This is a genomic window from Aeromonas sp. s1(2024) (genome assembly GCF_040908005.1).
GTDB lineage: Bacteria > Pseudomonadota > Gammaproteobacteria > Enterobacterales > Aeromonadaceae > Aeromonas > Aeromonas caviae.
On sequence record NZ_JBFOCW010000067.1, the window covers coordinates 98,887 to 122,839 of the forward strand.

Annotated in this window: 26 protein-coding genes; 21 read left to right on the forward strand and 5 right to left on the reverse strand. The window is 59.7% G+C overall.

The features are described from left to right. The first annotated feature begins 7 nt into the window (after positions 1-7). From AB5Y70_RS16350 to glmU, 12 genes are all read left to right on the forward strand, one after another. Complete coding sequence (locus AB5Y70_RS16350) at positions 8-811, forward strand: ParA family protein (protein ID WP_029313362.1); 804 nt, start codon at positions 8-10, stop codon at positions 809-811. After that, positions 808-1,716: a ParB/RepB/Spo0J family partition protein gene (locus AB5Y70_RS16355; protein WP_010672268.1), complete on the forward strand. Its 909-nt coding sequence runs from the start codon at positions 808-810 to the stop codon at positions 1,714-1,716. The genes AB5Y70_RS16350 and AB5Y70_RS16355 overlap by 4 nt, the downstream gene beginning before the upstream one ends. Positions 1,717-1,906: 190 nt before the next feature. Next, a complete protein-coding gene (locus tag AB5Y70_RS16360; protein ID WP_010672267.1) occupies positions 1,907-2,317 on the forward strand; it encodes an ATP synthase subunit I in 411 nt (136 codons plus the stop codon). 8 nt (positions 2,318-2,325) lie between these two features. Then, entirely contained in the window at positions 2,326-3,108 is a 783-nt protein-coding gene (gene atpB, locus AB5Y70_RS16365) for a F0F1 ATP synthase subunit A (protein WP_010672266.1), read from the forward strand. 58 nt (positions 3,109-3,166) lie between these two features. Continuing rightward, positions 3,167-3,406 (forward strand): F0F1 ATP synthase subunit C, encoded by a 240-nt coding sequence (gene atpE, locus AB5Y70_RS16370; protein ID WP_010672265.1) that lies wholly within the window; start codon positions 3,167-3,169, stop codon positions 3,404-3,406. Between the two features lie 51 nt (positions 3,407-3,457). Next, positions 3,458-3,928, forward strand: coding sequence for a F0F1 ATP synthase subunit B (gene atpF, locus AB5Y70_RS16375; protein ID WP_010672264.1), 471 nt, complete (start codon positions 3,458-3,460; stop codon positions 3,926-3,928). Positions 3,929-3,941: 13 nt separating this feature from the next. Next, positions 3,942-4,475, forward strand: coding sequence for a F0F1 ATP synthase subunit delta (gene atpH, locus AB5Y70_RS16380; protein WP_010672263.1), 534 nt, complete (start codon positions 3,942-3,944; stop codon positions 4,473-4,475). 15 nt (positions 4,476-4,490) lie between these two features. Beyond that, positions 4,491-6,032: a F0F1 ATP synthase subunit alpha gene (atpA, locus tag AB5Y70_RS16385; RefSeq protein ID WP_010672262.1), complete on the forward strand. Its 1,542-nt coding sequence runs from the start codon at positions 4,491-4,493 to the stop codon at positions 6,030-6,032. Between the two features lie 42 nt (positions 6,033-6,074). After that, positions 6,075-6,941 carry a F0F1 ATP synthase subunit gamma gene (atpG, locus tag AB5Y70_RS16390; RefSeq protein ID WP_010672261.1) on the forward strand — a complete coding sequence of 289 codons (867 nt, stop codon included), beginning with the start codon at positions 6,075-6,077 and terminating at the stop codon, positions 6,939-6,941. Positions 6,942-6,974: 33 nt separating this feature from the next. Further along, positions 6,975-8,363 carry a F0F1 ATP synthase subunit beta gene (atpD, locus tag AB5Y70_RS16395; protein ID WP_010672260.1) on the forward strand — a complete coding sequence of 463 codons (1,389 nt, stop codon included), beginning with the start codon at positions 6,975-6,977 and terminating at the stop codon, positions 8,361-8,363. An 18-nt stretch (positions 8,364-8,381) separates the two neighbouring features. Continuing rightward, positions 8,382-8,810: a F0F1 ATP synthase subunit epsilon gene (locus AB5Y70_RS16400; RefSeq protein ID WP_010672259.1), complete on the forward strand. Its 429-nt coding sequence runs from the start codon at positions 8,382-8,384 to the stop codon at positions 8,808-8,810. A gap of 93 nt (positions 8,811-8,903) precedes the next feature. Next, positions 8,904-10,265, forward strand: a complete 1,362-nt coding sequence (glmU, locus tag AB5Y70_RS16405; protein WP_049637208.1) for a bifunctional UDP-N-acetylglucosamine diphosphorylase/glucosamine-1-phosphate N-acetyltransferase GlmU — start codon at positions 8,904-8,906, stop codon at positions 10,263-10,265. A gap of 51 nt (positions 10,266-10,316) precedes the next feature. Here glmU and creD read toward each other — a convergent pair whose 3' ends face one another. The 4 genes from creD to blrA form a co-directional block, all read right to left on the reverse strand. Further along, positions 10,317-11,708 (reverse strand): cell envelope integrity protein CreD, encoded by a 1,392-nt coding sequence (gene creD, locus AB5Y70_RS16410; RefSeq protein ID WP_049637207.1) that lies wholly within the window; start codon positions 11,706-11,708, stop codon positions 10,317-10,319. A gap of 121 nt (positions 11,709-11,829) precedes the next feature. After that, positions 11,830-12,624, reverse strand: coding sequence for a class D beta-lactamase OXA-780 (locus AB5Y70_RS16415; protein WP_049637206.1), 795 nt, complete (start codon positions 12,622-12,624; stop codon positions 11,830-11,832). A 99-nt stretch (positions 12,625-12,723) separates the two neighbouring features. Continuing rightward, positions 12,724-14,145 (reverse strand): beta-lactam sensor histidine kinase BlrB, encoded by a 1,422-nt coding sequence (blrB, locus tag AB5Y70_RS16420; protein ID WP_049637229.1) that lies wholly within the window; start codon positions 14,143-14,145, stop codon positions 12,724-12,726. A gap of 34 nt (positions 14,146-14,179) precedes the next feature. Beyond that, on the reverse strand, positions 14,180-14,854 hold the full coding sequence (blrA, locus tag AB5Y70_RS16425; protein WP_010672254.1) for a beta-lactam response regulator transcription factor BlrA: 675 nt from the start codon (positions 14,852-14,854) through the stop codon (positions 14,180-14,182). A 122-nt stretch (positions 14,855-14,976) separates the two neighbouring features. Between blrA and AB5Y70_RS16430 the strand changes: the two genes are divergently transcribed. Both AB5Y70_RS16430 and glmS read left to right on the forward strand, forming a co-directional pair. Next, positions 14,977-15,750, forward strand: coding sequence for a DeoR/GlpR family DNA-binding transcription regulator (locus AB5Y70_RS16430; RefSeq protein ID WP_049637205.1), 774 nt, complete (start codon positions 14,977-14,979; stop codon positions 15,748-15,750). A 55-nt stretch (positions 15,751-15,805) separates the two neighbouring features. Further along, complete coding sequence (gene glmS / locus AB5Y70_RS16435; RefSeq protein ID WP_042016118.1) at positions 15,806-17,638, forward strand: glutamine--fructose-6-phosphate transaminase (isomerizing); 1,833 nt, start codon at positions 15,806-15,808, stop codon at positions 17,636-17,638. 60 nt (positions 17,639-17,698) lie between these two features. On the opposite strand, the gene AB5Y70_RS16440 is transcribed toward glmS, so the two are convergent. Next, the gene (locus tag AB5Y70_RS16440; protein WP_010672236.1) at positions 17,699-18,475 is read right to left on the reverse strand and encodes a LuxR family transcriptional regulator; all 777 of its coding nucleotides are present in this window, start codon (positions 18,473-18,475) and stop codon (positions 17,699-17,701) included. A gap of 211 nt (positions 18,476-18,686) precedes the next feature. On the opposite strand from AB5Y70_RS16440, the gene AB5Y70_RS16445 reads away from it, so the two are divergent. The 7 genes from AB5Y70_RS16445 to AB5Y70_RS16475 all read left to right on the forward strand — a co-directional run bounded on the left by AB5Y70_RS16445 (position 18,687) and on the right by AB5Y70_RS16475 (position 23,889). Beyond that, positions 18,687-19,448, forward strand: a complete 762-nt coding sequence (locus AB5Y70_RS16445) for a DUF3450 domain-containing protein (RefSeq protein ID WP_045522614.1) — start codon at positions 18,687-18,689, stop codon at positions 19,446-19,448. Then, on the forward strand, positions 19,445-20,752 hold the full coding sequence (locus AB5Y70_RS16450) for a MotA/TolQ/ExbB proton channel family protein (RefSeq protein ID WP_039040619.1): 1,308 nt from the start codon (positions 19,445-19,447) through the stop codon (positions 20,750-20,752). The genes AB5Y70_RS16445 and AB5Y70_RS16450 overlap by 4 nt, the downstream gene beginning before the upstream one ends. Continuing rightward, positions 20,749-21,279 carry a MotA/TolQ/ExbB proton channel family protein gene (locus tag AB5Y70_RS16455; protein ID WP_049637204.1) on the forward strand — a complete coding sequence of 177 codons (531 nt, stop codon included), beginning with the start codon at positions 20,749-20,751 and terminating at the stop codon, positions 21,277-21,279. Before AB5Y70_RS16450 ends, AB5Y70_RS16455 begins: the two co-directional genes overlap by 4 nt. After that, a complete protein-coding gene (locus AB5Y70_RS16460; RefSeq protein WP_201964192.1) occupies positions 21,276-21,668 on the forward strand; it encodes a biopolymer transporter ExbD in 393 nt (130 codons plus the stop codon). The genes AB5Y70_RS16455 and AB5Y70_RS16460 overlap by 4 nt, the downstream gene beginning before the upstream one ends. Further along, on the forward strand, positions 21,665-22,327 hold the full coding sequence (locus AB5Y70_RS16465) for an energy transducer TonB (protein WP_049637203.1): 663 nt from the start codon (positions 21,665-21,667) through the stop codon (positions 22,325-22,327). The genes AB5Y70_RS16460 and AB5Y70_RS16465 overlap by 4 nt, the downstream gene beginning before the upstream one ends. A gap of 2 nt (positions 22,328-22,329) precedes the next feature. After that, positions 22,330-23,508, forward strand: coding sequence for a hypothetical protein (locus tag AB5Y70_RS16470; RefSeq protein WP_049637202.1), 1,179 nt, complete (start codon positions 22,330-22,332; stop codon positions 23,506-23,508). 216 nt (positions 23,509-23,724) lie between these two features. Continuing rightward, positions 23,725-23,889, forward strand: a complete 165-nt coding sequence (locus AB5Y70_RS16475) for a hypothetical protein (protein WP_154670452.1) — start codon at positions 23,725-23,727, stop codon at positions 23,887-23,889. Positions 23,890-23,953: the final 64 nt, after the last annotated feature.

Below are 23,953 nucleotides of genomic sequence, written 5' to 3' on the forward strand. Positions count from 1 at the left end.
GGACAGTGTGGGAAAAGTCATTGCCATAGCCAACCAGAAGGGTGGAGTGGGTAAAACCACCACCTGTGTGAATCTGGCCGCCTCCATGGCCGCTACCCGGCGCAAGGTGCTGGTGATCGATCTGGATCCGCAGGGCAATGCCACCATGGGCAGTGGCGTCGACAAGTACGATGTCGAGCGCACCGCCTATGAACTGCTGATCGAAGATGCCCCCATCGGCGAGGTGATCATCCCCGAAACCTCGGGAGGCTATCACCTGATTGCCGCCAATGCCGACGTGACCGCGGCAGAAATCCGCCTGATGGAGTTTTTTGCCCGCGAGATCCGCCTGCGCAACGCCCTGGCCTCGGTCAGGGACAAGTACGACTACGTCTTCATCGATTGCCCGCCTTCTCTCAACATGCTGACGGTGAACGCCATGGCCGCCGCCGACTCCGTGCTGGTGCCCATGCAGTGCGAATACTATGCGCTGGAAGGGCTGACCGCCCTGGTGGACACCATCAGCAAGCTGGCAGCCGTGGTCAATCCGGAGCTGAAGATTGAAGGGGTGCTGCGCACCATGTTCGATCATCGCAACCGGCTGGCCAATGATGTGTCCGATCAGCTGAAACAGCATTTCGGGGACAAGGTCTATCGCACCATCATTCCCCGCAACGTAAGACTGGCGGAGGCGCCGAGCTTTGGCGCGCCAGCCATGCACTATGACAAATCATCGGTGGGGGCCAAGGCCTATCTGGCCCTGGCTGGCGAGATCCTGCGCCGCCAGGAGCAGGAGTCCCAGCCGCTCACCGCAGATCGAGAGAGCATATGACGCCGAAGAAACGTGGGCTGGGCAAGGGGCTGGACGCCCTGCTCAGCACCAGCACGGCCGCCCGCCAGAAACAGGTGATGAGCGACCAGCGCACCGAACAGGCCATGGCCCCGACCAATCAGGGGGAATTGCGCAAGCTGCCGGTGGAGTGGTTGCAGTCCGGCAAATACCAACCGCGCAAGGACATGTCCCAGGATGCGCTGGAGGAGCTGGCCAACTCCATCCGTGCACAAGGGGTGATCCAGCCCATCGTGGTTCGCTCCATCGGTGAAAACCGTTTCGAAATCATTGCTGGTGAACGCCGCTGGCGCGCCTCCCAGCTGGCCCGTCTCGAAGTGGTGCCCTGCCTGGTCAAGGATGTCGCCGACGAGGCGGCCGTCGCCATCGCACTCATCGAGAACATCCAGCGTGAAGATCTCAACGCCATCGAGGAGGCCGTCGCCCTCCAGCGCCTGCTGACGGAGTTCGAACTGACTCACCAGCAGGTTGCCGAGGCGGTAGGCAAGTCCCGCACCACGGTCACCAACCTGCTGCGTCTCAACCAGCTCAACGAGGACGTGAAGCGCTTTGTGGAACACGGCGACCTCGACATGGGGCATGCCCGTGCCCTGCTGGCCCTGAGCGGTCAGGCCCAGTCAGAGCTGGCCAAACTGGTGGCCCAGAAGGGTCTGACAGTGCGAGATACCGAGAAGCTGGTGCAAAAAGCACTGGAACCGGCAAAAACCAGGGTTGAACCCGTCCGCGATCCGCAGTTTGGTTATCTCGAGCGCCAGATTTCTGAAAAAATTGGCAATCAGGTGCAACTTCAGCCGGGCAAGAAAGATAGCGGCAAGTTAGTAATAAGTTACGATAACTTGGCAGATTTGGACCGGGTATTGGGCTATTTTGGCCTGTCAGAATCGTGATTTTTACGCTTTTTGTAGTAATAAAACATCCATTACTTTCGATATGAACATAACCTTAATTTCGCGCGGAAAGCCGCAAAAATTAAGGATTTTTGCCATGTTGCAATAGCCGTCTTCACGGGTATAATTTGACCGGCTTTTCGAGCTGTGAACCTGGGGTCTTCGGATCCCGATTTTTTACAGTTCTGTAATGTTCAGGGGTAGGTTGGTGAAGCAGAAAATAGCCTTGGAAGGTTTGACGCTGGCCTTGGCTATGCTCGTTTGTCAGCTGGTCCTGATCCTGGCGATCGCCACCGTCTGGTTTTATCAGGCGGGAGAGTTCGCCGGACAATCCTCTCTCTACGGAGGGGGGATGTACTGGGTTCCTCAAGCCCTGTTCACGCTCTGGGTTCTGCGCCGCAAGGTGACGAAAGAGAGCGTAGGCCTGGTTTTGCGGGACTTTTATGGTGGGGCAGGGATTAAGCTCATTACTACAACAGGACTTTTCGCCCTGCTGTTTGGCGCCGGGATTGAGGTCGACACCGCCTCGTTCTTCGCCACTTATATCCTCGCCCTCGTTGTACAGTGGATAGTTTCATTCACGCTTAACAACCACTATTAGGAAAACTCATGTCTGCAACCGGAGAAGTCCTGACTCCTCAGGGATATATCTCCCACCACCTGACCCACCTGCAGGTAGGGTCCGGGTTCTGGACGGTGAATATCGATTCCATGATATTTTCCGTCGTGCTAGGCGCCCTGTTTATCTGGTTGTTCCGCAAGGTTGCCGTCAAGGCCACCAGCGGTGTGCCCGGTAAGCTGCAGTGCTTTGTGGAGATGCTGGTCGAGTTTGTGAATGGTAACGTCAAGGACATCTTTCATGGTCGCAACAAGGTCATCGCACCTTTGGCCCTGACGGTGTTCGTGTGGATCTTCCTGATGAACTTCATGGACCTGATCCCCGTTGACTTTATCCCTCACGCTGCACAGTTGATGGGTGTTCCCTATCTGCGTGTGGTTCCCTCTGCTGACGTTAACATCACCATGTCCATGGCTTTGGGCGTGTTCTTCTTGATCCTGTACTACAGCATCAAGGTCAAGGGTATCAGCGGGTTCGTGAAGGAGCTGACGCTTCAGCCTTTCAATCACCCTGCTGCCATCCCGGTTAACTTCATCCTTGAAACCGTCACGTTGATTTCCAAGCCTGTTTCATTGGGTCTGCGACTGTTCGGCAACATGTATGCTGGCGAACTGATCTTCATCCTGATTGCGGGTTTGTTACCCTGGTGGTCACAGTGGATCCTGTCCGTGCCTTGGGCAATCTTCCACATCCTGATCATCACTTTGCAGGCGTTTATCTTCATGGTTCTGACCATCGTCTATCTGTCGATGGCGCAGGAAGACCATGGTTGATGCAACTCAAATAATCCTTTTTATACAATCAATTACATCTAAATAAATGGAGATCCTCATGGAAAACTTGAACATGGACCTGCTGTACATCGCTGCTGCAATGATGATGGGTCTGGCGGCTATCGGCGCCTCCATCGGTATCGGTATCCTGGGTGGCAAGTTCCTGGAAGGTGCAGCTCGTCAACCTGACCTGATCCCTGTTCTGCGTACCCAGTTCTTCATCGTGATGGGTCTGGTGGATGCGATCCCGATGATCGCCGTTGGTCTGGGTCTGTACGTGATGTTTGCGGTTGCCTAAGTCATTACGACTCACGCAGAACCCATTAACTAACTAAAGAGGACATCGGCTGTGAATATCAACGCCACCCTCCTCGGCCAAGCAGTTGCTTTTTTCATCTTCGTAGTGTTTTGCATGAAGTACGTATGGCCGCCGCTGATGGCTGCCATCGAAGCCCGTCAGAAAGAAATCGCTGACGGCCTCTCTTCTGCAGAGCGTGCCAAGAAAGATCTGGAGCTGGCCAAGGCCAACGCCACCGATCAGCTGAAAGAAGCCAAGCTTCAGGCTGCTGAAATCATCGATCAGGCCAACAAACGCAAGGCCCAGATCATTGATGAGGCTGCTGTCGGAGCCCAAGCTGAGCGGGAGAAAATCCTGGCTCAGGGCCGTGCAGAGATCGAAGCTGAACGTCATCGTGCCAAAGAAGAACTGCGCAAGCAGGTTGCTGCTCTTGCCATCGCGGGTGCAGAGAAGATCCTGGCACGCCAAATCGACCAGGCTGCCAACAGCGACATCGTCGACAAACTGGTAGCAGAACTGTAACGGGAACGGGGCTATGTCTGAACTGACTACAATCGCTCGCCCCTACGCCAAGGCTGCTTTCGAGTTTGCCGTTGAGCACAAGGCGGTTGACCAATGGCTGGAGATGCTCGATTTCGCCGCTCAGGTGGCAGAAAACGAGACCATGCACAGCCTGGTAAACGGCTCCGTTGCTGCCGAAGAACTGGCAAAGCTGTTTGTCGGTGTCTGCGGTGAGCAGCTCAACGAGCACGGTCAGAACCTGATCCGGGTGATGGCCGAGAATGGTCGCTTGGGTGTGCTGCCGGCGGTCGTTGCCGAATTCGTCGCGCTCAAGGCTGAACTGGACAAAGAAGTTCAGGCTGACGTGATTTCGGCGATCGAACTGACCGACCAGCAGAAAGCCAATATTCAGGCTTCTCTGGAACAACGTCTCGCGCGCAAAGTGAAGCTGAATTGCAGCACAGATGCGTCCTTGATGGCCGGGGTGCTCATCAAGGCCGGTGATCTCGTTATCGACGGCACGGTCCGCGGTAAGCTGGATCGCATGGCCGATGCGCTGCAATCTTGATTGGGGTATTAGAGCATGCAACTGAATTCCACTGAAATCGCCGAGCTGATCAAGCAGCGCATTGCGCAGTTTGATGTCAAAAGCGAAGCGCGTAACGAAGGTACCATCGTTTCTGTAAGCGACGGTATCATTCGTATCCACGGTCTGGCCGATGCCATGCAGGGTGAGATGATCGAGCTGCCGGGCAACCGCTTCGCTCTGGCATTGAACCTGGAGCGTGACTCCGTTGGTGCCGTAGTAATGGGTCCCTATGCCGATCTGGCCGAAGGGATGAAGGTAAAGGGTACCGGCCGCATTCTGGAAGTGCCGGTCGGTCGTGGTCTGTTGGGCCGGGTGGTCAACACCCTGGGTCAGCCGATCGACGGTAAGGGTCCGGTAGACAACGACGGCTTCTCGCCGATCGAAGTGATCGCCCCGGGCGTTATCGAGCGTAAGTCTGTTGACCAGCCAGTCCAGACCGGTCTGAAAGCCATCGATGCCATGATCCCTATCGGTCGTGGCCAGCGTGAGCTGATCATCGGTGACCGCCAAGTTGGTAAGACCGCCATCGCCATCGACACCATCATCAACCAGAAAGATTCCGGCATTAAGTGCGTCTACGTTGCGATCGGCCAGAAGGCCTCCACCATCGCCAACGTGGTGCGCAAGCTGGAAGAGCACGGCGCCCTGGCCAACACCATCGTGGTCGTGGCTTCTGCCTCCGAAGCGGCTGCTCTGCAGTACCTGGCTCCCTACGCCGGTTGCTCCATGGGCGAGTACTTCCGTGACCGCGGCGAAGACGCACTGATCATCTATGATGACCTGTCCAAGCAGGCCGTTGCCTATCGCCAGATCTCCCTGCTGCTGCGCCGTCCGCCTGGACGTGAAGCTTACCCGGGTGACGTCTTCTATCTGCACTCCCGTCTGCTGGAGCGTGCTGCTCGCGTCAACGCCGAGTACGTAGAGAAGTTCACCAATGGTGCCGTGAAAGGCCAGACCGGTTCCCTGACCGCCCTGCCGATCATCGAAACCCAGGCCGGTGACGTCTCTGCGTTCGTTCCGACCAACGTGATCTCCATCACCGATGGCCAGATCTTCCTGACCTCCCAGCTGTTCAACTCCGGTATTCGTCCGGCGGTTGACCCGGGTATCTCCGTATCCCGTGTGGGCGGTGCTGCTCAGACCAAGATCGTCAAGAAGCTGTCAGGTGGTATCCGTACCGCGCTGGCCCAGTACCGCGAACTGGCGGCATTTGCCCAGTTCTCTTCCGACCTGGACGATGCCACTCGCAAGCAGCTGGATCACGGTCAGAAAGTCACCGAGCTGATGAAGCAGAAGCAGTACTCTCCGATGAGCGTGGCCCAGCAGTCCCTGGTGCTGTTCGCCGCCGAGAAGGGTTATCTCGCCGATGTCGAACTGAGCAAGATCGTCGACTTCGAAGCCGCTCTGCTCTCTTACGCCAATACCCAGCATGCCGAGCTGATGGCTGAAATCAATGCCAAGGCCGACTACAACGACGCGATCGTTGGCAAGCTGACTGCGTTGCTGGATGACTTCAAGGCAACCCAGACCTGGTAAGCGTGTGTGGCAGCGCAAGCTGCCACCTGATGGAGAGAAGAGATGGCCGGCGCAAAAGAGATACGTAACAAGATCGGGAGTGTGAAGAACACTCAGAAGATCACCAGCGCTATGGAAATGGTGGCAGCGAGCAAGATGCGCCGTGCGCAGGAACGCATGTCTGCCAGCCGTCCGTACGCTGAAACCATGCGCAAGGTGATCGGCCATATCGCTCAGGGGAACTTGGAATACAAGCACCCCTACCTCATCGAACGTGAGGTGAAGCGAGTGGGTTACATCGTCGTCTCCACCGACCGTGGCCTGTGTGGTGGTCTGAACATCAATCTGTTCAAGGCTGCCCTCAATGATATGAAGCAATGGAGCGCGAAAGGTGCCAAGGTTGACCTGGCATTGATCGGTAACAAGGCCTCCAACTTCTTTGAACGGCACGGCGCCAAGGTGAAAGCCCACGTCTCCGGACTGGGTGATAACCCGAGCGTCAATGACCTGATCGGTTCAGTGAAGGTCATGCTGAAGGCTTACGACAACGGTGAGATTGACAGGCTGTATCTGGTGTACAACAAGTTCGTCAACACCATGGTTCAGCAACCAAAAGTCGATCAACTGCTGCCTTTGCCCGTAACAGAAGACAGCAAGCTCGCCAAGAAGCACCACTGGGACTACCTCTATGAGCCGGATCCCAAGCAACTGCTGGATACCCTGCTGATTCGCTACGTCGAATCCCAGGTCTACCAGGGTGTGGTAGAAAACTTGGCAAGTGAACAGGCAGCCCGAATGGTTGCCATGCAAGCCGCGACTGACAACGCCGGCAACCTGATTAACGATCTGCAACTGGTATACAACAAGGCCCGTCAGGCCAGTATTACCCAGGAGCTCACAGAGATCGTTTCCGGTGCTGCTGCGGTGTAAGGCAAGGGTTATCAAAGGTTTAGAGGATTTGACATGAGTAACGGTTTCATCGTCCAAATCATCGGCGCTGTGGTGGACATCGAGTTCCCGCAGAATGCCGTGCCCCAGGTGTACGATGCACTGAAGGTTGTCAGCGAAGGCCAAGGCCAGGGTCTGGTACTGGAAGTTCAGCAACAGATCGGCGGCGGCGTCGTGCGTTGCATCACCATGGGTTCCTCCGACGGTCTGCGTCGTGGGTTGGAAGTAGTTAACAGCGGCAAGGCCATCCAGGTACCGGTCGGTACCTCGACCCTGGGCCGTATCATGAACGTACTGGGCGACCCCATCGACGAGAAGGGTCCGATCGGCGAAGAAGAGCGTTGGTCCATCCACCGCGAAGCCCCCAGCTACGAAGATCAGTCCAACAGCACCGAGCTGCTGGAGACCGGCATCAAGGTTATCGACCTGGTATGTCCGTTCGCCAAGGGTGGTAAGGTTGGTCTGTTCGGCGGCGCCGGTGTAGGCAAGACCGTCAACATGATGGAGCTGATCCGTAACATCGCGATCGAGCACAGCGGTTACTCCGTGTTCGCCGGTGTAGGTGAGCGTACCCGTGAGGGTAACGACTTCTACCACGAGATGATGGAGTCCAACGTACTGGACAAAGTATCTCTGGTTTACGGTCAGATGAACGAGCCGCCCGGAAACCGTCTGCGCGTGGCGCTGACCGGCCTGACCATGGCCGAGAAGTTCCGTGACGAAGGTCGTGACGTGCTGTTCTTCGTGGACAACATCTACCGTTACACCCTGGCCGGTACCGAAGTATCCGCACTGCTGGGCCGTATGCCCTCCGCAGTAGGTTACCAGCCGACCCTGGCCGAGGAGATGGGTGTTCTGCAAGAGCGCATCACCTCCACCAAGACCGGTTCCATCACCTCCGTACAGGCCGTTTACGTGCCTGCGGATGACTTGACCGACCCGTCTCCGGCGACCACCTTCGCCCACCTGGATGCGACCGTCGTACTGTCCCGTCAGATCGCGGCACTGGGTATCTACCCGGCCGTTGACCCGCTGGACTCCACCTCCCGTCAGCTGGATCCGCTGGTGGTTGGCAAGGAGCACTACGAGACCGCTCGTGGCGTTCAGACCGTACTGCAGCGCTACAAGGAGCTGAAGGACATCATCGCCATCCTGGGTATGGATGAACTGTCAGAAGAAGACAAACTGACCGTAGCCCGTGCCCGTAAGATCGAGCGTTTCCTGTCCCAGCCGTTTTTCGTGGCCGAAGTATTTACCGGTTCTCCGGGCAAATACGTGCCGCTGAAGGAAACCATCCGTGGCTTCCAGGGCATCCTGAAGGGCGAGTATGACGATCTGCCGGAGCAGGCGTTCTACATGGTTGGCGGCATCGACGAAGTCGTCGAGAAGTCCAAGAAACTGTAAGCCTCGATAGGAGGGCCCATGGCTGAGATGATCTCCTTTCACCTGGATGTGGTGAGCGCCGAAGGAAAACTGTTTTCCGGTCGCGTGCAATCTGCCCAGGTATCAGGCTCCGAAGGTGAGCTGGGTCTCCGCCACGGTCATGCTCCGTTGCTGACTGCCATCAAGCCGGGCCTGGTCCGCTTGATCAAGCAAAATGGTAGCGAAGAGGTGCTGTACATCTCCGGCGGCATGCTGGAAGTACAACCCGAAGCCGTGACCGTGCTGGCCGATACCGCCATTCGCGCAGACGATCTGGATGAGGCGAAAGCCCAGGAAGCCAAGCGTCGTGCCGAAGAGCGGATCAACAGCTCCCATGGTGATATCGACTATGCTCAGGCATCTGCCGAGCTGGCCAAAGCGATGGCCCAGCTGCGGGTTATCGATATCGTCAAAAAGAATTACCGCTAATCACGGTGATGCAAAAAGCGACCTTCGGGTCGCTTTTTTTTTGCCCGTTGGATAGACTCCGCCCAGCATTTCCACCTGTTTCAAAGGCTAGCTATGTCTCTCAATGTCGTGATCCTGGCTGCGGGTAAAGGTACTCGTATGCGTTCTGTTCTCCCCAAGGTGCTGCACCCCGTGGCCAACAAGCCCATGGTCTCCCATGTGATCGATACCGCTCGCCAGATTGGTGCCGAACAGTTGCACCTGGTCTATGGCCACGGTGCCGAGCTGCTCAAGGAGCGGATCGTCGCGGAAGATGTGAACTGGGTGCTGCAGGCCCAGCAACTGGGGACCGGCCATGCCGTCGCCCAGGCCATTCCGTTCTGGCATGACGAAGACGACGTGCTGGTGCTCTACGGCGATACCCCGCTGATCCAGCCCGAGACCCTGCAACGCTTGCTGGCCGCCAAGGCCGACGATGGCATGGCGCTGCTGACCGTGGTACTGGACAACCCGACCGGCTATGGCCGCATCGTGCGGGAACATGGTCAGGTGGTCGGCATTGTCGAGCAGAAGGATGCCAACGCCGAGCAACTTGCCATCCGCGAAGTGAACACCGGCGTGTTGGTGGCCAACGGTGGTCTGCTGCGTAGCTGGCTCTCCCGCCTGGACAACAAGAATGCCCAGGGCGAGTTCTATCTGACTGACGTCATCGCCATGGCCCATGGGGATGGTTGTGCCATCGCCGCCGTCCACCCTGACAGCGCCATGGAAGTGGAAGGGGCCAACAACCGGGTGCAGCTGGCTGCGCTTGAGCGCAGCTACCAGCAGATGCAGGCCGAGAAGCTGATGATCGCCGGCGCCACCCTGATCGATCCGGCCCGTTTCGATCTGCGCGGCACCCTGGAAATCGGGGAGGAGGTGGTGATCGACGTCAACGTCATCATCGAAGGCAAGGTGGTGCTGGGTAATCACGTGCGCATCGGTGCCGGCAGCGTATTGAAGGATTGCGTCATCGGCGACCACACCGAGGTGAAACCCTACTCTGTCATCGAAGGTGCGCAAATTGCCGACCAGTGCTCGGTCGGGCCCTTTACCCGCCTGCGCCCGGGTGCCGTGCTGGAGCAGGATGCCCATGTCGGCAACTTCGTCGAGATGAAGAAGGCCCGGCTGGGGGTGGGCTCGAAGTGCGGTCATCTGACCTATCTGGGGGATGCGGACGTCGGCGCCAAGGTGAACATCGGTGCTGGCACCATCACCTGCAATTACGACGGGGTGAACAAGTTCCAGACCATCATCGAGGACGATGTCTTCGTCGGCTCCGATACCCAGCTGGTGGCGCCGGTGCGGATCGGCAAGGGGGCGACCCTGGGGGCGGGTTCCACCATCACCAAGGATGTGGCGGAAAACGAGCTGGTGATCACCCGGGTGCCCCAGCGCCACATTCCGAACTGGCCCCGTCCGGTCAAGAAGAAGTGATGCCCGATCAATGAAATGCAAACCGGCGCCCGAGGGCGCCGGTTTTTTTGCTTATGGCTGATGGCTGGTGTCACTGGTCGATGGCTGGGGGGCCGCCCATGCGGTGGCGGAGGGACTGTTCTCCATCACCTGATACCAGTCGAGCTTGCGAGTCAGCCCCATGACCAGCGCCAGGGTGGCGAACAGCAGCAGGGCGCCGAGCAACAGGGCTGTCTCCTCGGCCTGCAGCAGCCCGAACAGGATGGCGTAGACCAGCCCCAGCAGGGCGGCGAATCCCATGCCCTGTTTTGGGCCGCCCAGCACATGGCTCAGGTAAAAGCCGTTGAGGGCCACACTGGCCAGGGCGGCAATGAGATAGGCCAAGGTAAAGCCGAGATGCTCGGTCAGCGCCAGCAGCACCAGATAGAAGATGGCCAGCCCCATGCCCACCAGCGCGTACTGGATGGGGTGTACCCGCAGCCCCTTGAGCAGCTCGAACATGAAGAAGCTGATGAAGGTGAGGCCGATGAACAGCAGGGCATATTTGGCGGCCCGCTCGTTCAGCTGATAGTGATCCACCGGTTGCACCAGGCTGACGCTGAATGACGGCAGTTTGGTACCGGCTCCCTTCATCATGCGGTTGAAGCGGCTCTCCATGTCGGTGGCGAACCAGCTGGTCTGCCAGCTTGCCTCGAACCCTTGATCCGCAAGGGTGCGTTCACCGGGCAGAAAGTCGCCGAGAAAATTGGGATGGGGCCAGTTGCCGCTTAGGTGAAACCGGCTGTCCTGTCCGAGCGGCACCACTTCCAGCGCATTCATGCCTTGCAGATCGAGCTCGATGTGAAAGCGGCCATCTTCGTCTGGCAAGGCGTCGAGCGGGGCATGGATCCCCACTCGCCCGTCCCCCAGCTGGGCACCAGGGGCAAACGGGATGCGTTGCTCCCCCCATTGCAGTTCGGGTACGCGGCTGATGCCCCGGGCATCGGAGAGGATCAGGCTGAGATAGGGTTTGCCCGGCACCAGGGCGGGATCCGCCGGGTCGAAGCTCAGGTTCGGGTTGCCGGCCACCAGCCCCTTGTCAGCCAGGCTGGTGGGCATCAGGCCGGAGAGTGAGAGGCGACTGTGATAAATCTGGGCCTGATAGATGCCGAGCTTGCGCGGGGTCACCTCCATGCTGGCCCGCACGTCCAGCCTCTGGGGCAGCAGGTAGCGATAGACCTGCTCCTTGCGCACGAAATGTTTGCCATCCTGCTCGACGGTGACGGCCCGGGTATAGGGCTGTACCAGTACGGGCCCCATCAGGCGCTGGGGCCCGCTGTGGCTGGCCATGATGCTGTGAATGGCCTGACTGCGATAGGCCTGGCGCTCCCGATTCAGCTCCATGATGGCGTGAACCGGGATCATCATCAGCAGGCAGAGCAACAGCAGCAGGGCGATCTTGTGGGTGAAAATCTGTTTGACCATGACACGTCTCCTTGTTGTTGAACGGGAGTGTGCTGGGGTCGCGTGAAGGGAGGATGGGGCAGTGTGAAGTGGTGGTGAAGGGGGATAAAAAAACCGGCGCCAGGCGCCGGTGTTGCTGGCATCAGAGTGTCTTCAACCGGGCCGGCAGGGCGGCGAACACCTCCTCCCTGGCCCTGAGGGAAGCGAACTGCTTGCCCGGCTTCTGGATGACGGTGTGGACGAAGATGAGCGTCTTGCCCTGTTTGCTGGCCCAGCCGACGAACCAGCCGATCTGCTGCTCCCTGTCCAGGCTGCCATCCAGCAGCTTGGGGTAACCCATGCCGGTCTTGCCGTGGATCTGCCAACCGTCGATGTCGGGCTGACGCATCAGGTTGGCGGTATGGCGCAGGGTCTGGGCGGAGACCGGCAGCTTGCCGCTCACCATCTTGCCAAGGAAGCGGGCTTGCTCCTGGGGGCTGATGGCGAGGCTGGCGCTGAGCCAGGCCTGGGTCAGACCGTCGTGCTTGCCCGGGTTGCCTTCGAGATCCCGGTTGCCGTAGTCGAAGCTGTCCACGTAGTGCTGGAAGCGAGCCTCTCCCAGCCACTCGGTGAGGCGCTGGGAATACCAGATGACGGAGTTCTTCATCCAGCTGCTCGGGGTGGTGGTCTGTTTCCACTCCGGCAGGAAATCAGGATCACCGGCCTTGAACGGCAGGGCCGGCAGTTGTTCATCCACCAGGAAGCCGCTGTCATAGCCCATCAGTGCCAGCGGGATCTTGAAGGTGGAGGCCGGGGTCAACTGGGCGGCACAGTCCCCCTGGGTGCTGACGGGTTTGCCGGTTCCATCCGCAAACAGCATGCAGCCAGAAGCGGCGCTGGCAGGCAGTGCACAGAAGAGGCCAGCAGCAAGCAGACCGGACAACAGCATACGGGGCATATCTATCTCCTTGATTAATATGAATGCGCATCGACGGGGAAGGTCGTCATCGAGGAGGTGCAGCTTAGCCCGGCTCTGTGTGCTTGGTGTGAAGTGTCCTCAGTTGCCGGGCAGCCAGAGTGTGGCCAGCACCCCCCCGTCCGGCTGATTGGCAAGAGCAAGATGGCCGCCATGCTGGCGTGCCACCTCCATGGCAAAACTGAGCCCGAGGCCGCTGCTTTTTCCCTTGTCTGGCCTTGGCAGGGAGTAGAAACGCTCGAAAATCCTGGGCAGCGCAAAGTCGGGAATGCCTGGCCCCTGATCCCGCACCCGGAAGCAATAACCCCCCTCCTCCATGGCGCCGCTCAGCACCAGGGTACTGCCGACGGGGGCGAAATCGAGGGCGTTGTCCAGCAGGTTGCCAAGGGCCTGCTCCACCAGCAGGGGATCCCACTTCTGCTTCTGACCTTCCCCCAGCTCGGCGTGCAGGGAGATCTGGCGGCGCTGGGCCTGGATCTGGCGGGCGTCGAGCACCCGTCTGCCCAGCCGGGCCGGCTCGACGGATTGTCTGTCCAGCCCCTGCCCTGATTCGAGGCGGGCGAGTTGCAGCATGCGCTCGATCAGCTGCTGCATGCGGGCCGTCTCCAGATTGATGTTGCCGATAAAGCGCTTTGCGATGTCCGGCGGCGGCGCCTCGGCCAGAATCTCCCCCGCCCCGCGAATGGCCGCCAGCGGGCTTTTGAGCTCGTGGGTCAGGCTGTGGACATAGGCCTCGATATAGGCCTTGCCGTCCAGTTGGCGGCGCATGGTTTCCAGGGAGTGGCCTAGCCTGTCCAGTTCGGGGCTGTAGAGGCGCGGCAGGCTGGCGGGCTGACCCTGACTGATTGCATCTGCATAGTGCACCAGCTTGCCGATGGCGCGGTTGAGCCACCACACTAGCAAGGCGCCGATGAGCAGCGAGATGAACAGCAGCAGGGCCGCCCCTCTTAGTAACTGGTGTTCGCTGCGCTCTATCATGGGCTGCAGGGTGCTGTTGGGCTTGGCGACGGTGAGGGAGCCGAGGATGTCATCCCCTTCCCGCAGCGGGGCGGCCACGTGCATCACCGAGCTGGCGGGATCGTCGGGGTCGCTGCGGGTGCTGCGGGCGCCATATTCGCCGCGCAGGGTCAGGTAGACGTCGTTCCAGCGGGAATAGTCCTTGCCCAGATCCACCCCGTCCGAGTCGTAGACCACCCTGCCTTTTGCGTCGGTCACATAGATGCGGTACTCCGCCTGCTGCTTGAGGTGGCCATCGATGAGGGCATTGATGGGACTCTGGTTGAGGCGGGCGAAGGCGCTGGCCAGCCGGCCATTCGCCATCTTTCCTTCCTGCATGTCGTCCAGGGCCAGGGGGGCCAGCATCTGCGCCATGTCCACCAGGGTATCTTCGGTGGCGCTGCGTACCCCGGGCTTGATCTCCTCGACGAAGATCTCCAGCACGAACCAGGCGGCCAGGGCGAAGATCAGCACCAGGCCGCACAGCAGTTGCAATCCGATTCTCATCTCATCCCCCTGCCGATGCCCGGCCACCCTGAGTTCATGCCAGCTCCAGACTGTAGCCCAGCCCGCGGTGTGTCAGGATCAGGTTGGCGTCAGGGTCCCGCTCCCGCAGCTTGGCTCTCAGGGTCTTGATGTGGGTGTCGACGGTGCGATCCAGACTCTCTTCCGCATCCTGCCACACCAGATCCATCAGCTGCTGGCGGGAGTAGACCCGACCCGGCGCCAGCATCAGGGTCTTGAGCAGCAGGTACTCATAGCGGGTGAGCGTCAGGGGCTGGCCCAGGAAGCAGATTCGTGCCCGCTCCTCGTCCAGGGCGAGTGGCTGTATCGGCTGGGAGGGGGCGGGCTGGCTGCGGCGCAGGATGACCCGCACCCGGGCGCACACCTCACGGGGCGAGAAGGGTTTGGCCACATAGTCGTCTGCCCCTATCTCCAGCCCGATCAGCCTGTCTATCTCCTCGCTGCGGGCGGTGAGAAACATCAGGGGAATATCGGTCAGTGCCCGCACCCGCTTGCACAGTTCGAAACCGCTGATATCCGGCAGCCCCACATCCAGGATCAAAAAATCCGGTCGCGTCTGTTCCAGTCGCGCCAGCAACGGCTGACCGAGGGGGAACCACTCCACCTCGAAACCATCGGTCTGCAGGGCATAGATCAGGGTATCGGCAATGCTGGCTTCATCTTCCACCAGCCAGATGAGTCGTTTTTGCATGGCGTCCTCGTCGCAAATCGGCTCCTCATTCTGGCATCGAACCAAATCGGATCCTATTTGCCGTTTGATTTTTCCCGAAAAGGCATTAATATTTCGTCATTCTTTCGAATCGAAACTTATAAATGACCAAACGCAACACACAGCAGCGCCGTCACACCATAGTGAGTCTGGTGCAGGAGCAGGGGGAAGTCAGCGTCGATGCCCTGGCCAAACACTTCGCCACTTCCGAGGTGACCATCCGCAAAGATCTGGCGGTGCTGGAGACCGGTGGCCTGTTGCTGCGTCGCTACGGCGGTGCCGTTCCCCTCCCCAGCGAGATGGTGGTGGACAGCAACCCGGAACAAGTTTCGAATCGAAAGCTGGCCATTGCCCGCGCCGCCGCCGAGCGGATCCGCGATCACAACCGCGTCATCATCGACAGCGGCAGCACCACCAGCGCCATGATCCCCATGCTGGGCAACAAGCGCGGCCTCATCGTCATGACCAACTCCCTCAATGTGGCCGGTGCCCTGCGTGAGCTGGAAAACGAACCCACCCTGCTGATGACTGGCGGGACCTGGGATCCCCACTCCGAATCCTTTCAGGGGCAGGTGGCGGAGCAGGTGCTGCGCTCCTATGACTTCGACCAGCTGTTCATCGGTGCCGACGGCATTGACCCGGAACGCGGTACCACCACCTTCAATGAGCTGGTGGGCCTCTCCCGGGTCATGGCCGAAGTGTCGCGAGAGGTCATCGTCATGGTGGAGTCGGAGAAGATCGGCCGCAAGATCCCCAATCTCGAACTGCCCTGGTCCGGCATCCATACCCTGGTGACCGACGAGGGGCTGGCCAGTGCGGCCAGAGAACAGATCCAGGCCAGGGGGATCCAGCTGATTTGCGCCCCCGTGGCCGTGTGACCTGAACAAACCATTATCCAACCGAATTAACGTCTTACGTTTCAAGGAGAAGTCTATGTGTGGCATCGTCGGGGCCGTAGCCCAACGTGATGTGGCTGAAATCCTGGTAGAGGGCCTGCGCCGTCTGGAATACCGTGGCTACGATTCGGCCGGTGTCGCCGTGTTCAGCGCCAACCAGCCGCTGCAGCGGGTGCGTCGCCTCGGCAAGGTGGCCGAGCTGGCCAAGGCGCTGGAAGAGCAGTCCGTCCACGGTGGTACCGGCATTGCCCACACCCGCTGGGCTACCCATGGCGAGCCGTCCGAGCGCAATGCTCACCCCCATGTCTCCGAGCATATCGTGGTAGTGCACAACGGTATCATCGAGAACCACGAAGAGCTGCGTGAAGAGCTCAAGGCGCTGGGCTATGTGTTCAGCTCCGACACCGACACCGAAGTGATTGCCCACCTGGTGCACCACGAGCTGAAATCCGCCCCCAGCCTGCTGGCGGCCATGCAGGTCGCGGTGAAGCAACTGCGCGGCGCCTACGGCACCGTGGTGATGGACAGCCGTGACGACAGCCGCGTGGTGGTGGCCCGTTCCGGCTCCCCTCTGGTGATCGGCCGCGGCATCGGCGAGAACTTCATCGCCTCCGACCAGATGGCCCTGCTGCCGGTGACCCGCCGCTTCATCTTCCTGGAAGAGGGCGATGTGGCCGAAGTGACCCGCCGCGACGTGCACATCTTCGATACCGACGGCCATGCCGTGGTGCGCGAAGAGCTGGAGTCCGAGCTGTCCCACGATGCCGGTGACAAGGGCGAATACCGACACTACATGCTCAAGGAGATCTACGAGCAGCCCAAGGCCATCACCAACACCCTGGAAGGCCGCTTGGGCAGTGATCACGTGGTGGTCGAGTCCTTCGGCAACGGCGCCCGCGCCATTTTCGACAAGGTCGAGCACGTCCAGATCGTCGCCTGCGGCACCTCCTACAACTCCGGCATGGTGGCCCGATACTGGTTTGAAGAGATCGCCGGCGTCTCCTGCGACGTGGAGATCGCCTCCGAGTTCCGCTACCGCAAGTCGGTGGTACGCCCCAACAGCCTGCTGGTGACTCTTTCCCAGAGCGGAGAAACCGCCGATACCCTGGCAGCCCTGCGTCTGGCCAAGGAATCCGGTTACATGAGCTCGCTGGCCATCTGCAACGTACCGGGCTCCTCCCTGGTGCGCGAATCCGACCTGGCCTTCATGACACGTGCGGGGGCAGAAATCGGGGTGGCGTCCACCAAGGCGTTCACCACCCAGCTGGCTGGTCTGCTGATGCTGGTGGCCTCAGTCGGTCACTGCCGTGGCAACCTGAGCGCCGCCGCCGAGGCCGAACTGGTCAAGGCGCTGCAAGCCCTGCCTGTGCGCATCAAGGAGAGCCTGGCCCTGGCCAAGCAGATCGAGACTCTGGCCGAAGAGTTTGCCGACAAGCACCATAGCCTGTTCCTCGGTCGTGGCAGCCAGTACCCCATCGCCATGGAAGGGGCGCTCAAACTCAAGGAGATCTCCTACATCCACGCCGAGGCCTATGCCGCCGGTGAGTTGAAGCATGGCCCGCTGGCGCTGATCGATGCCGAGATGCCCATCATCGTCGTGGCGCCGAACAACGATCTGCTGGAGAAGCTCAAGTCCAACGTGGAAGAGGTGCGCGCCCGTGGCGGGATCCTCTATGTGTTCGCCGATGCGGACGCCGGTTTCAAGAGCGACGAGACCATGCGGGTGATGAGCCTGAACCACGTGGAAGAGATGATCGCGCCGATCGTCTATACCGTGCCGCTGCAGTTGCTCTCCTACCACGTCGCCCTCATCAAGGGCACCGACGTGGATCAGCCACGCAACCTGGCCAAATCCGTGACTGTGGAATAAGCCGTCGCCGGAAATGAAAAAAGAGCCGCATTGCGGCTCTTTTGGTTTTGGCAAAACAGGCTACGACAGCCGCAGGTTGGTGATGGTCACGTCGTCCAGGGAAGGCACAATGATGCCGCTGGAGATGCTCTTGGCAATCGCCTGGTTGCGGTTGCGCGAGTCCGTCTTGTTGGTGACCTGATTGAGGTGGAAGTTCACGGTTCGCTCGCTGATGCCGAGGATGGTGGCGATCTCCCAGGAGGTCTTGCCCTCGCTGGCCCAGAACAGGCACTCCTTCTCCCGATCCGACAGCTCGGCCAGGTATTTCATGAGGTCTGGCCTGGCCTTGATGAGGGTCAGGGCCGAGTTGAAGATGTAGCTGGCACAGAATGACAGCAGGGGAACGTTTTCAAACATCAGATCGGAATTGGACTTCTCCTTGCTGATGAAAGAGAGGATGCCGTGTTCCCCCTGCGGCGTGTGCAGCGGGAAGGAGACGCCGTTCCTCACCCCGAAGTCGGCGGCGAGGTTCATTACTTCCCTGCTGGCGCTGGGCAACCAGGGGGCATCACAATCGAGCTTGTTCCAGAAGATGGGCTGGGTCTGCTTCAGTCCCAGGAAGACGACCGGATCCTGGGTCAGGTAGTGTCGTTCCGAATAGGCATCAAACCAGCTGGTGGGGCAGTTGTTGAACAAGGCCACATGGGATTTCTGCATACTGATGGGGAAAATAATCAGCAAACGGAAGTAATCAAACCCCATCTGATGACTGAAGCGCTCCAGTTGTTGCTGGATCTCGCTGGTCTTCTTCGCCTTGGTGAACCGATCTATGTGTTCCCAGATCGCATCGTTAAACATGTAAGTCTCCTTTTTCGATCACTTATCTTGCTGATCGAAAAGACATTTTTTAGTTATTTAAAATGGTGTTGCGACTACCAACGCCAGTTATTCCCGTACTTGTCTAAAAAGTATCCTGTTTTTTCGGCCAGAGGCCAAGAAAATCATCTGATTGCCAGTGACCCTACTCTTTGAGACAATGAGAATAGTTATCATTGTTAAGATTTATATCATGAACAAGTTTTGGGGTCTGGCCTTGTTACCCATGGCCGTTCATTGCGTCGTGTCCGCCGACGAAGTGGTTGCGCCAGCATTGAAGAACAGTATCGCCGACGGGAAAGCCTCCCAGCTGCGTGTGGAGAAAGCCGCCGATGGCGCCGTCGCCGCCAGGATTGAGCTGCAAAATGCCCAACTGCAACTGCGGGATCTGGAAGCCTACAACCGCTACATGCAGTCTCTGGTGGCCGATCAGCAAAACGAGCTGGGCAAGCTGAGCCAGCAGTTGGAAGCGGTACAGGAGACCAGGCAGGGGCTTGTCCCCCTGATGCTGCAGATGCAAGCCGATCTGGAACAGCTGGTACAGGATGACATCCCGCTGCGCAGGGAGGATCGTCTGGCGCGGGTTGCTGCCTTGAAAGCGACGCTGGCCAGAGCCGATGTGAGCGAGGCGGAGAAGTTCCGCCAGCTATTGCAGGCCTATCAGATTGAAGCCGAATACGGCAGCAGGCTGGACCATTATTCCGCCGAGCTGGTGCTGGATGGCGCACCGCGCCGGGTCGATGTGCTGGCTCTGGGCCGGGTCTCCCTGCTGGCGATGACCGCCGATCGCTCCCAGGCGTGGCGTTGGTCTGCCGAGCACAAGCAGTGGCAAGCCCTCGACGGCCAGTGGCTCTCCCCCATCGCCGAGGCGTTGGAAATGGCTGCCGACAAGAAAGTTCCCCAGTTGTTGAATGTCCCCCTTTCCGTCAGCCGTGGTCAGGAGGCCCAGTCATGAGCGTCACCATGAAGTGGTTACCCCTTGCCCTCGCCCTCTCTCTGGGCACCACAGCCGCCGTGGCCGAGGAAGCCTGGCAGCAGCAGGAACAGGCCCGTGAACAGAAGGCTCAGCAGGATCTGGCGTCTGTCTCCAGGGAGCTGAGCACTGCCCGTACCAAGCTGGCCGAGGCCCAGCGCCTGAGCAAGGAGCTGGCCAGCCAGTTCGCGGCCAATGAAAAGCAGCTGGTGGAGCTCAATACCCAGTGGGAGCAAGCCTCCGGCGACATGAACGACATCTTTGCTGTCACCCGTCAGGGGGCAAGCGATGCGGTCAAGCTGCTGAGCGAATCCGCCGTCGAGGGCCAGTATCCTGATCGCCTCGCCCCGCTGAAAACCATGGCACAGGATAAACAGGTGCCTGATCGCGCCGCCCTTGCCCTGCTGCCAGCCACCTTGCTACAGGAGATCCGCGAATCGGGCCGGGTTGCCCAGTTCAACGGCAAGGTGCTTGATGCCCAGGGCGTTGCCAGCGAGCAGACGTTGACCCGGATCGGCAGCTTCGCCCTGCTGGGCGATGCTGGTTTCTTGCAACCGGAGGCCGAAGGCCTGAGTCCGGTGCTGGGCCTGCCAGGCAGCGTGCTTTCCGCTGTGGCCGCTTATCAGGGTCAGGAGGGAGAAGCGTTGCCGCTGGATCCCTCCCACGGTGTTCTGCTCGATATGCTGGCCCAGGCGCCCACCTTCTGGCAGCAAGTCCAGCAGGGCGGCCAGGTCGGCGCCATCATCGTGCTGCTGGCCGCTATCGGCCTGGGGATCGCTGGAGTACGGCTGTGGAGCCTCTCTCGCGAACTGGGTCGGGTTCGTCGCCAGCTCAAGAGCGGTGAATATCATGCCGACAACGCCCTCGGCCGGGTGCTGACGGTGGCTGACAAGCATCCAGAACTGAGCATGGAGACCCTCGAACTGCGTCTGGATGAGGCGATCCTGCAGGAGACCCCTCGCCTGGAGCGCGGCATCGGCATGGTCAAGGTGATCGCGGCCATCGCCCCAATGCTGGGTCTGCTCGGGACAGTGACCGGTATGATCGGCACCTTCCAGGCCATCACCCAGTTCGGTACCGGCGATCCCAAGATCATGGCGGGCGGCATCTCCATGGCCTTGGTCACCACGGTGCAGGGTCTGGTAGCGGCCATTCCGCTGATCCTGGCCCACAGCCTGTTGCAGTCCCGTTTCACCGAGCTCTCCAACGTGCTGGAACAGCAGGTGGCCGGGATCCTGGCCGAGCGGGCCGAAAGCAATGGTGACAGGGTGGAGCGGGTAGCATGATGCTCGACATCTGGCAGCAGTTGCAGAGCTTCATGGGCCGTGGCGGCCCGGTGCTCTGGGTCATTCTGGCCTTGCTGGTGCTGATGTGGATTCTGATGATCGAGCGGCTGCTCTACCTCAACCTGGGGTTTGCACCGTTGCAGTGTCAGCTGCTGGGCCGCTGGCAGGCGCGTCGCGAGCGTCACAGCTGGCACGCTCGCGCGATTCGCGGGCGCTGGCTGGCAGAAGTGGAGCTGGCGCTCAACCGTCATCTGATCTTCATCCGCACCCTGGTGGTGCTCTGCCCCATGCTGGGGTTGCTGGGTACAGTGACCGGCATGATAGGCGTATTCGATGCGCTGGCTGCGGCCAACCGCTTTAACCCGGAGAGCATGGCGGGAGGGATCTCCCGCGCCACCATCCCCACCATGGCAGGCATGGTGGTGGCCCTCTCCGGCGTGTTGTTACTTAGCCGGCTCGAGAGTCAGGCCAAGCGTGCGCTGGCCAAGACCCGGGACGGCCTGCGAGAAGAGAAGGTAATGCAATGAGACGGCAATCCAAACGCCAGCGTGACGAAGTGCAGATCGACATGACCCCCATGCTGGATATCGTCTTCATCATGCTGATCTTCTTCATCGTGACCACCTCCTTCGTGCGCGAAGCCGGGCTTGAGGTACACAGACCCCAGGCCAAGGCGCAGAAATCGTCCAGCATCATGCTGGCGATCGGCGCTCAGGGGCAGATCTTCCTCGACCGCAAACAGGTGGATGTGGAGCGGGTGCAGGCCACCCTCGCCCGACTGTTGGCGGAGCAGCCCGAGGCAAGCCTGGTGATCCAGGCCGATGAACGGGTACCCCACGGCAAGGTGGTGCGGGTGATGGATGAAGCCAAGGCGGCAGGCATCGCCAACATCGCCGTAGCGGTGGCACCGAAATGAAACACAAGTTGATGAGCCTGGGACTGGGGACCGCCCTCAGTCTGGGCATCCTGTTGTTCATGGCCACCCTGGTGGAGCCGCCCGGAGGGGAGAAGGCGACTACAGAGCAGAAATCCATCGTCATCAACATGCAGAACGAGGTGACCGAGGTACAGGTGCGTGAGCGGCCGGTACCCCAGGAGCCGGAACCCTTGCCGGAGCCGCCTGCCGCGCTGGCTTCGACACCGATGCCCATGCCGGCGGCGGCCCCGCTGCCTTCGGTACAGCCGAGCCTGGATCTGGTCTCGACCCTGAGTGCGGTACAGGTCTCCGCCCCTGGCGTGGCGACCAGTCCCACTCCGGTCGCGAGCGGCAATTTCCATGGTCAGCAGCAGGGCGCTGGAATCGGTGCCAGCGACCTCTTGATGCCACTACAACGGGTTGAGCCCGTTTATCCCTACCGGGCCCAGCAGGCAGGCATCGAGGGGTCCGTGACCTTGCGTTTCAGCGTCGATGCCGACGGCCGGGTACAGGATGTGGAGGTGGTCGAGGCCAAGCCGAAGCGCCAGTTCGAGCGAGCGGCCATTCAGGCGATCAACAAGTGGCGCTATCAGCCTAGGCCGGGCGCCACCGACAAGCTGGTGCAAGTCATCACGCTCAAATTCAAATTGGAGTCATAACCATGTTGCGGATCTGGATCTGTCTGCTGGCCCTGGTCAGCCAAGCCTGTCTGGCGATGGAGGTGAGCCCTCATTTCTCCCGCCAGCTGGAGCCCGTGATGAAGCTCTATCAATCCGGCAAGTGGCAACAGGCCCAGAGCAAGGCGGCTGTGCTCAAAGCCGGTTCCGAGGCTGAGCACGCCTGGCTGGCGCAGTTACAGGCCTCTCTGGCCGCCAACCTGCAGCAGACCGCACAGGCGAGTCGCTACGTGGAGCAGGCTCTTGCCTATAAAGAGTGGCCAGAGCAGCAACGACTTCAGTTGTTGCGTCTGCGCGGGGATATCCAGGCCCAGCAATCCAACTGGTCCGGCGCCATCGCCAGCTACAAGGCCGCATTGGCCATCAAGGCTGACGATATCTTGCGTCTGCGCTTGGCTGGCCTCTATTACCACAACAAGCAGTACGGCGAGGCAGCCAGCCAGAGTGAACAACTGTTGAAGAAAAGCTGGCAGAAGCAGGCAGCCATCATCCGCCTCTCTGCCCTCACTGCATTGCAGCGTTACGGCGTGGCTGCGGATCAGGCCGAAGAGTTGATCCGCCGCGAGCCGAAAGAGAGCAAGTGGTGGCAGCAGGCGGTGTCGCTCAATCTCTCCGCCAAGCGTGGTGATCGAGCGCTTGCACTGCTGCAAACCGCCATCGACCGTCAGCTGATGGATGATGCCGCCGCCCGCAACCAGCTGATCCGCCTGTATGCCTGGCAGGGGCTGCCCTATCGCGGTGCGCGTCTGCTGGAGTCTGCCATGGCCAAGGGACAGATGAAGCAGAACGCCGAGAACCGACAATTGCTTGCCCAGTTGTGGGAAGGGGCGCGTGAGTGGCCGAAGGCTGTGGACAGCTGGCAACTGCTTGCCCGGGAACATGCTCACCCCAAGGCCGCCATGCGAGCCGCCGAACTGCTGCTGCAACAGGGCAAGACGGATGCCGCCATGACCCAGCTCGCGGCCATCAAGTCGGTGAAGGGAGAGCAGGGCAACAGAGCCAAGGCCCTGCTGGTGCAGGCACATCTCAATAAAGAACAATATGCTCAGGCGCTGGTGTTGGCTCGCGAGCTGCAACAGCAGAACAACTGGCAAGAAAGGGCGACCAGCTGGGTCAACTACATTCAGGCCCAGACTGACGGTATGAACAAAAAAGCGGCATGAAACTGGGGTAAACTCTCATTTCATGGGGTTTAGCCTGCTTTTTCAGCAAACGAGCGCATTTTTACAAAAAGCCCTTGTCATCCCGGCGCGGCTCCCTATAATGCGCCCCTACCAGCACGGCGGAACACGCCAACCTGATGAGCCAGCTTCCTTAGGAAGTGGGCGCCGAAAGAAAAGCGAAAACAACCGCTTGACTTTCGAAGTGAGGAGTGTAAGATGCGCCTCCTCAACGCGATAAGCGTGACGCTCTTTAACAATTTGAATCAAGCAATCTGTGTGGGCACTCACAGCATCGAGCATCAAAAACAATTTTTGATATCAATGTCTGATGAAGTGACCAAAGCAACGAAAGTTGCAGCAGTTAATTCAGCAATTCATTGAGCCGCTTTTCGAAGCAACCAAACTTAAATTGAAGAGTTTGATCATGGCTCAGATTGAACGCTGG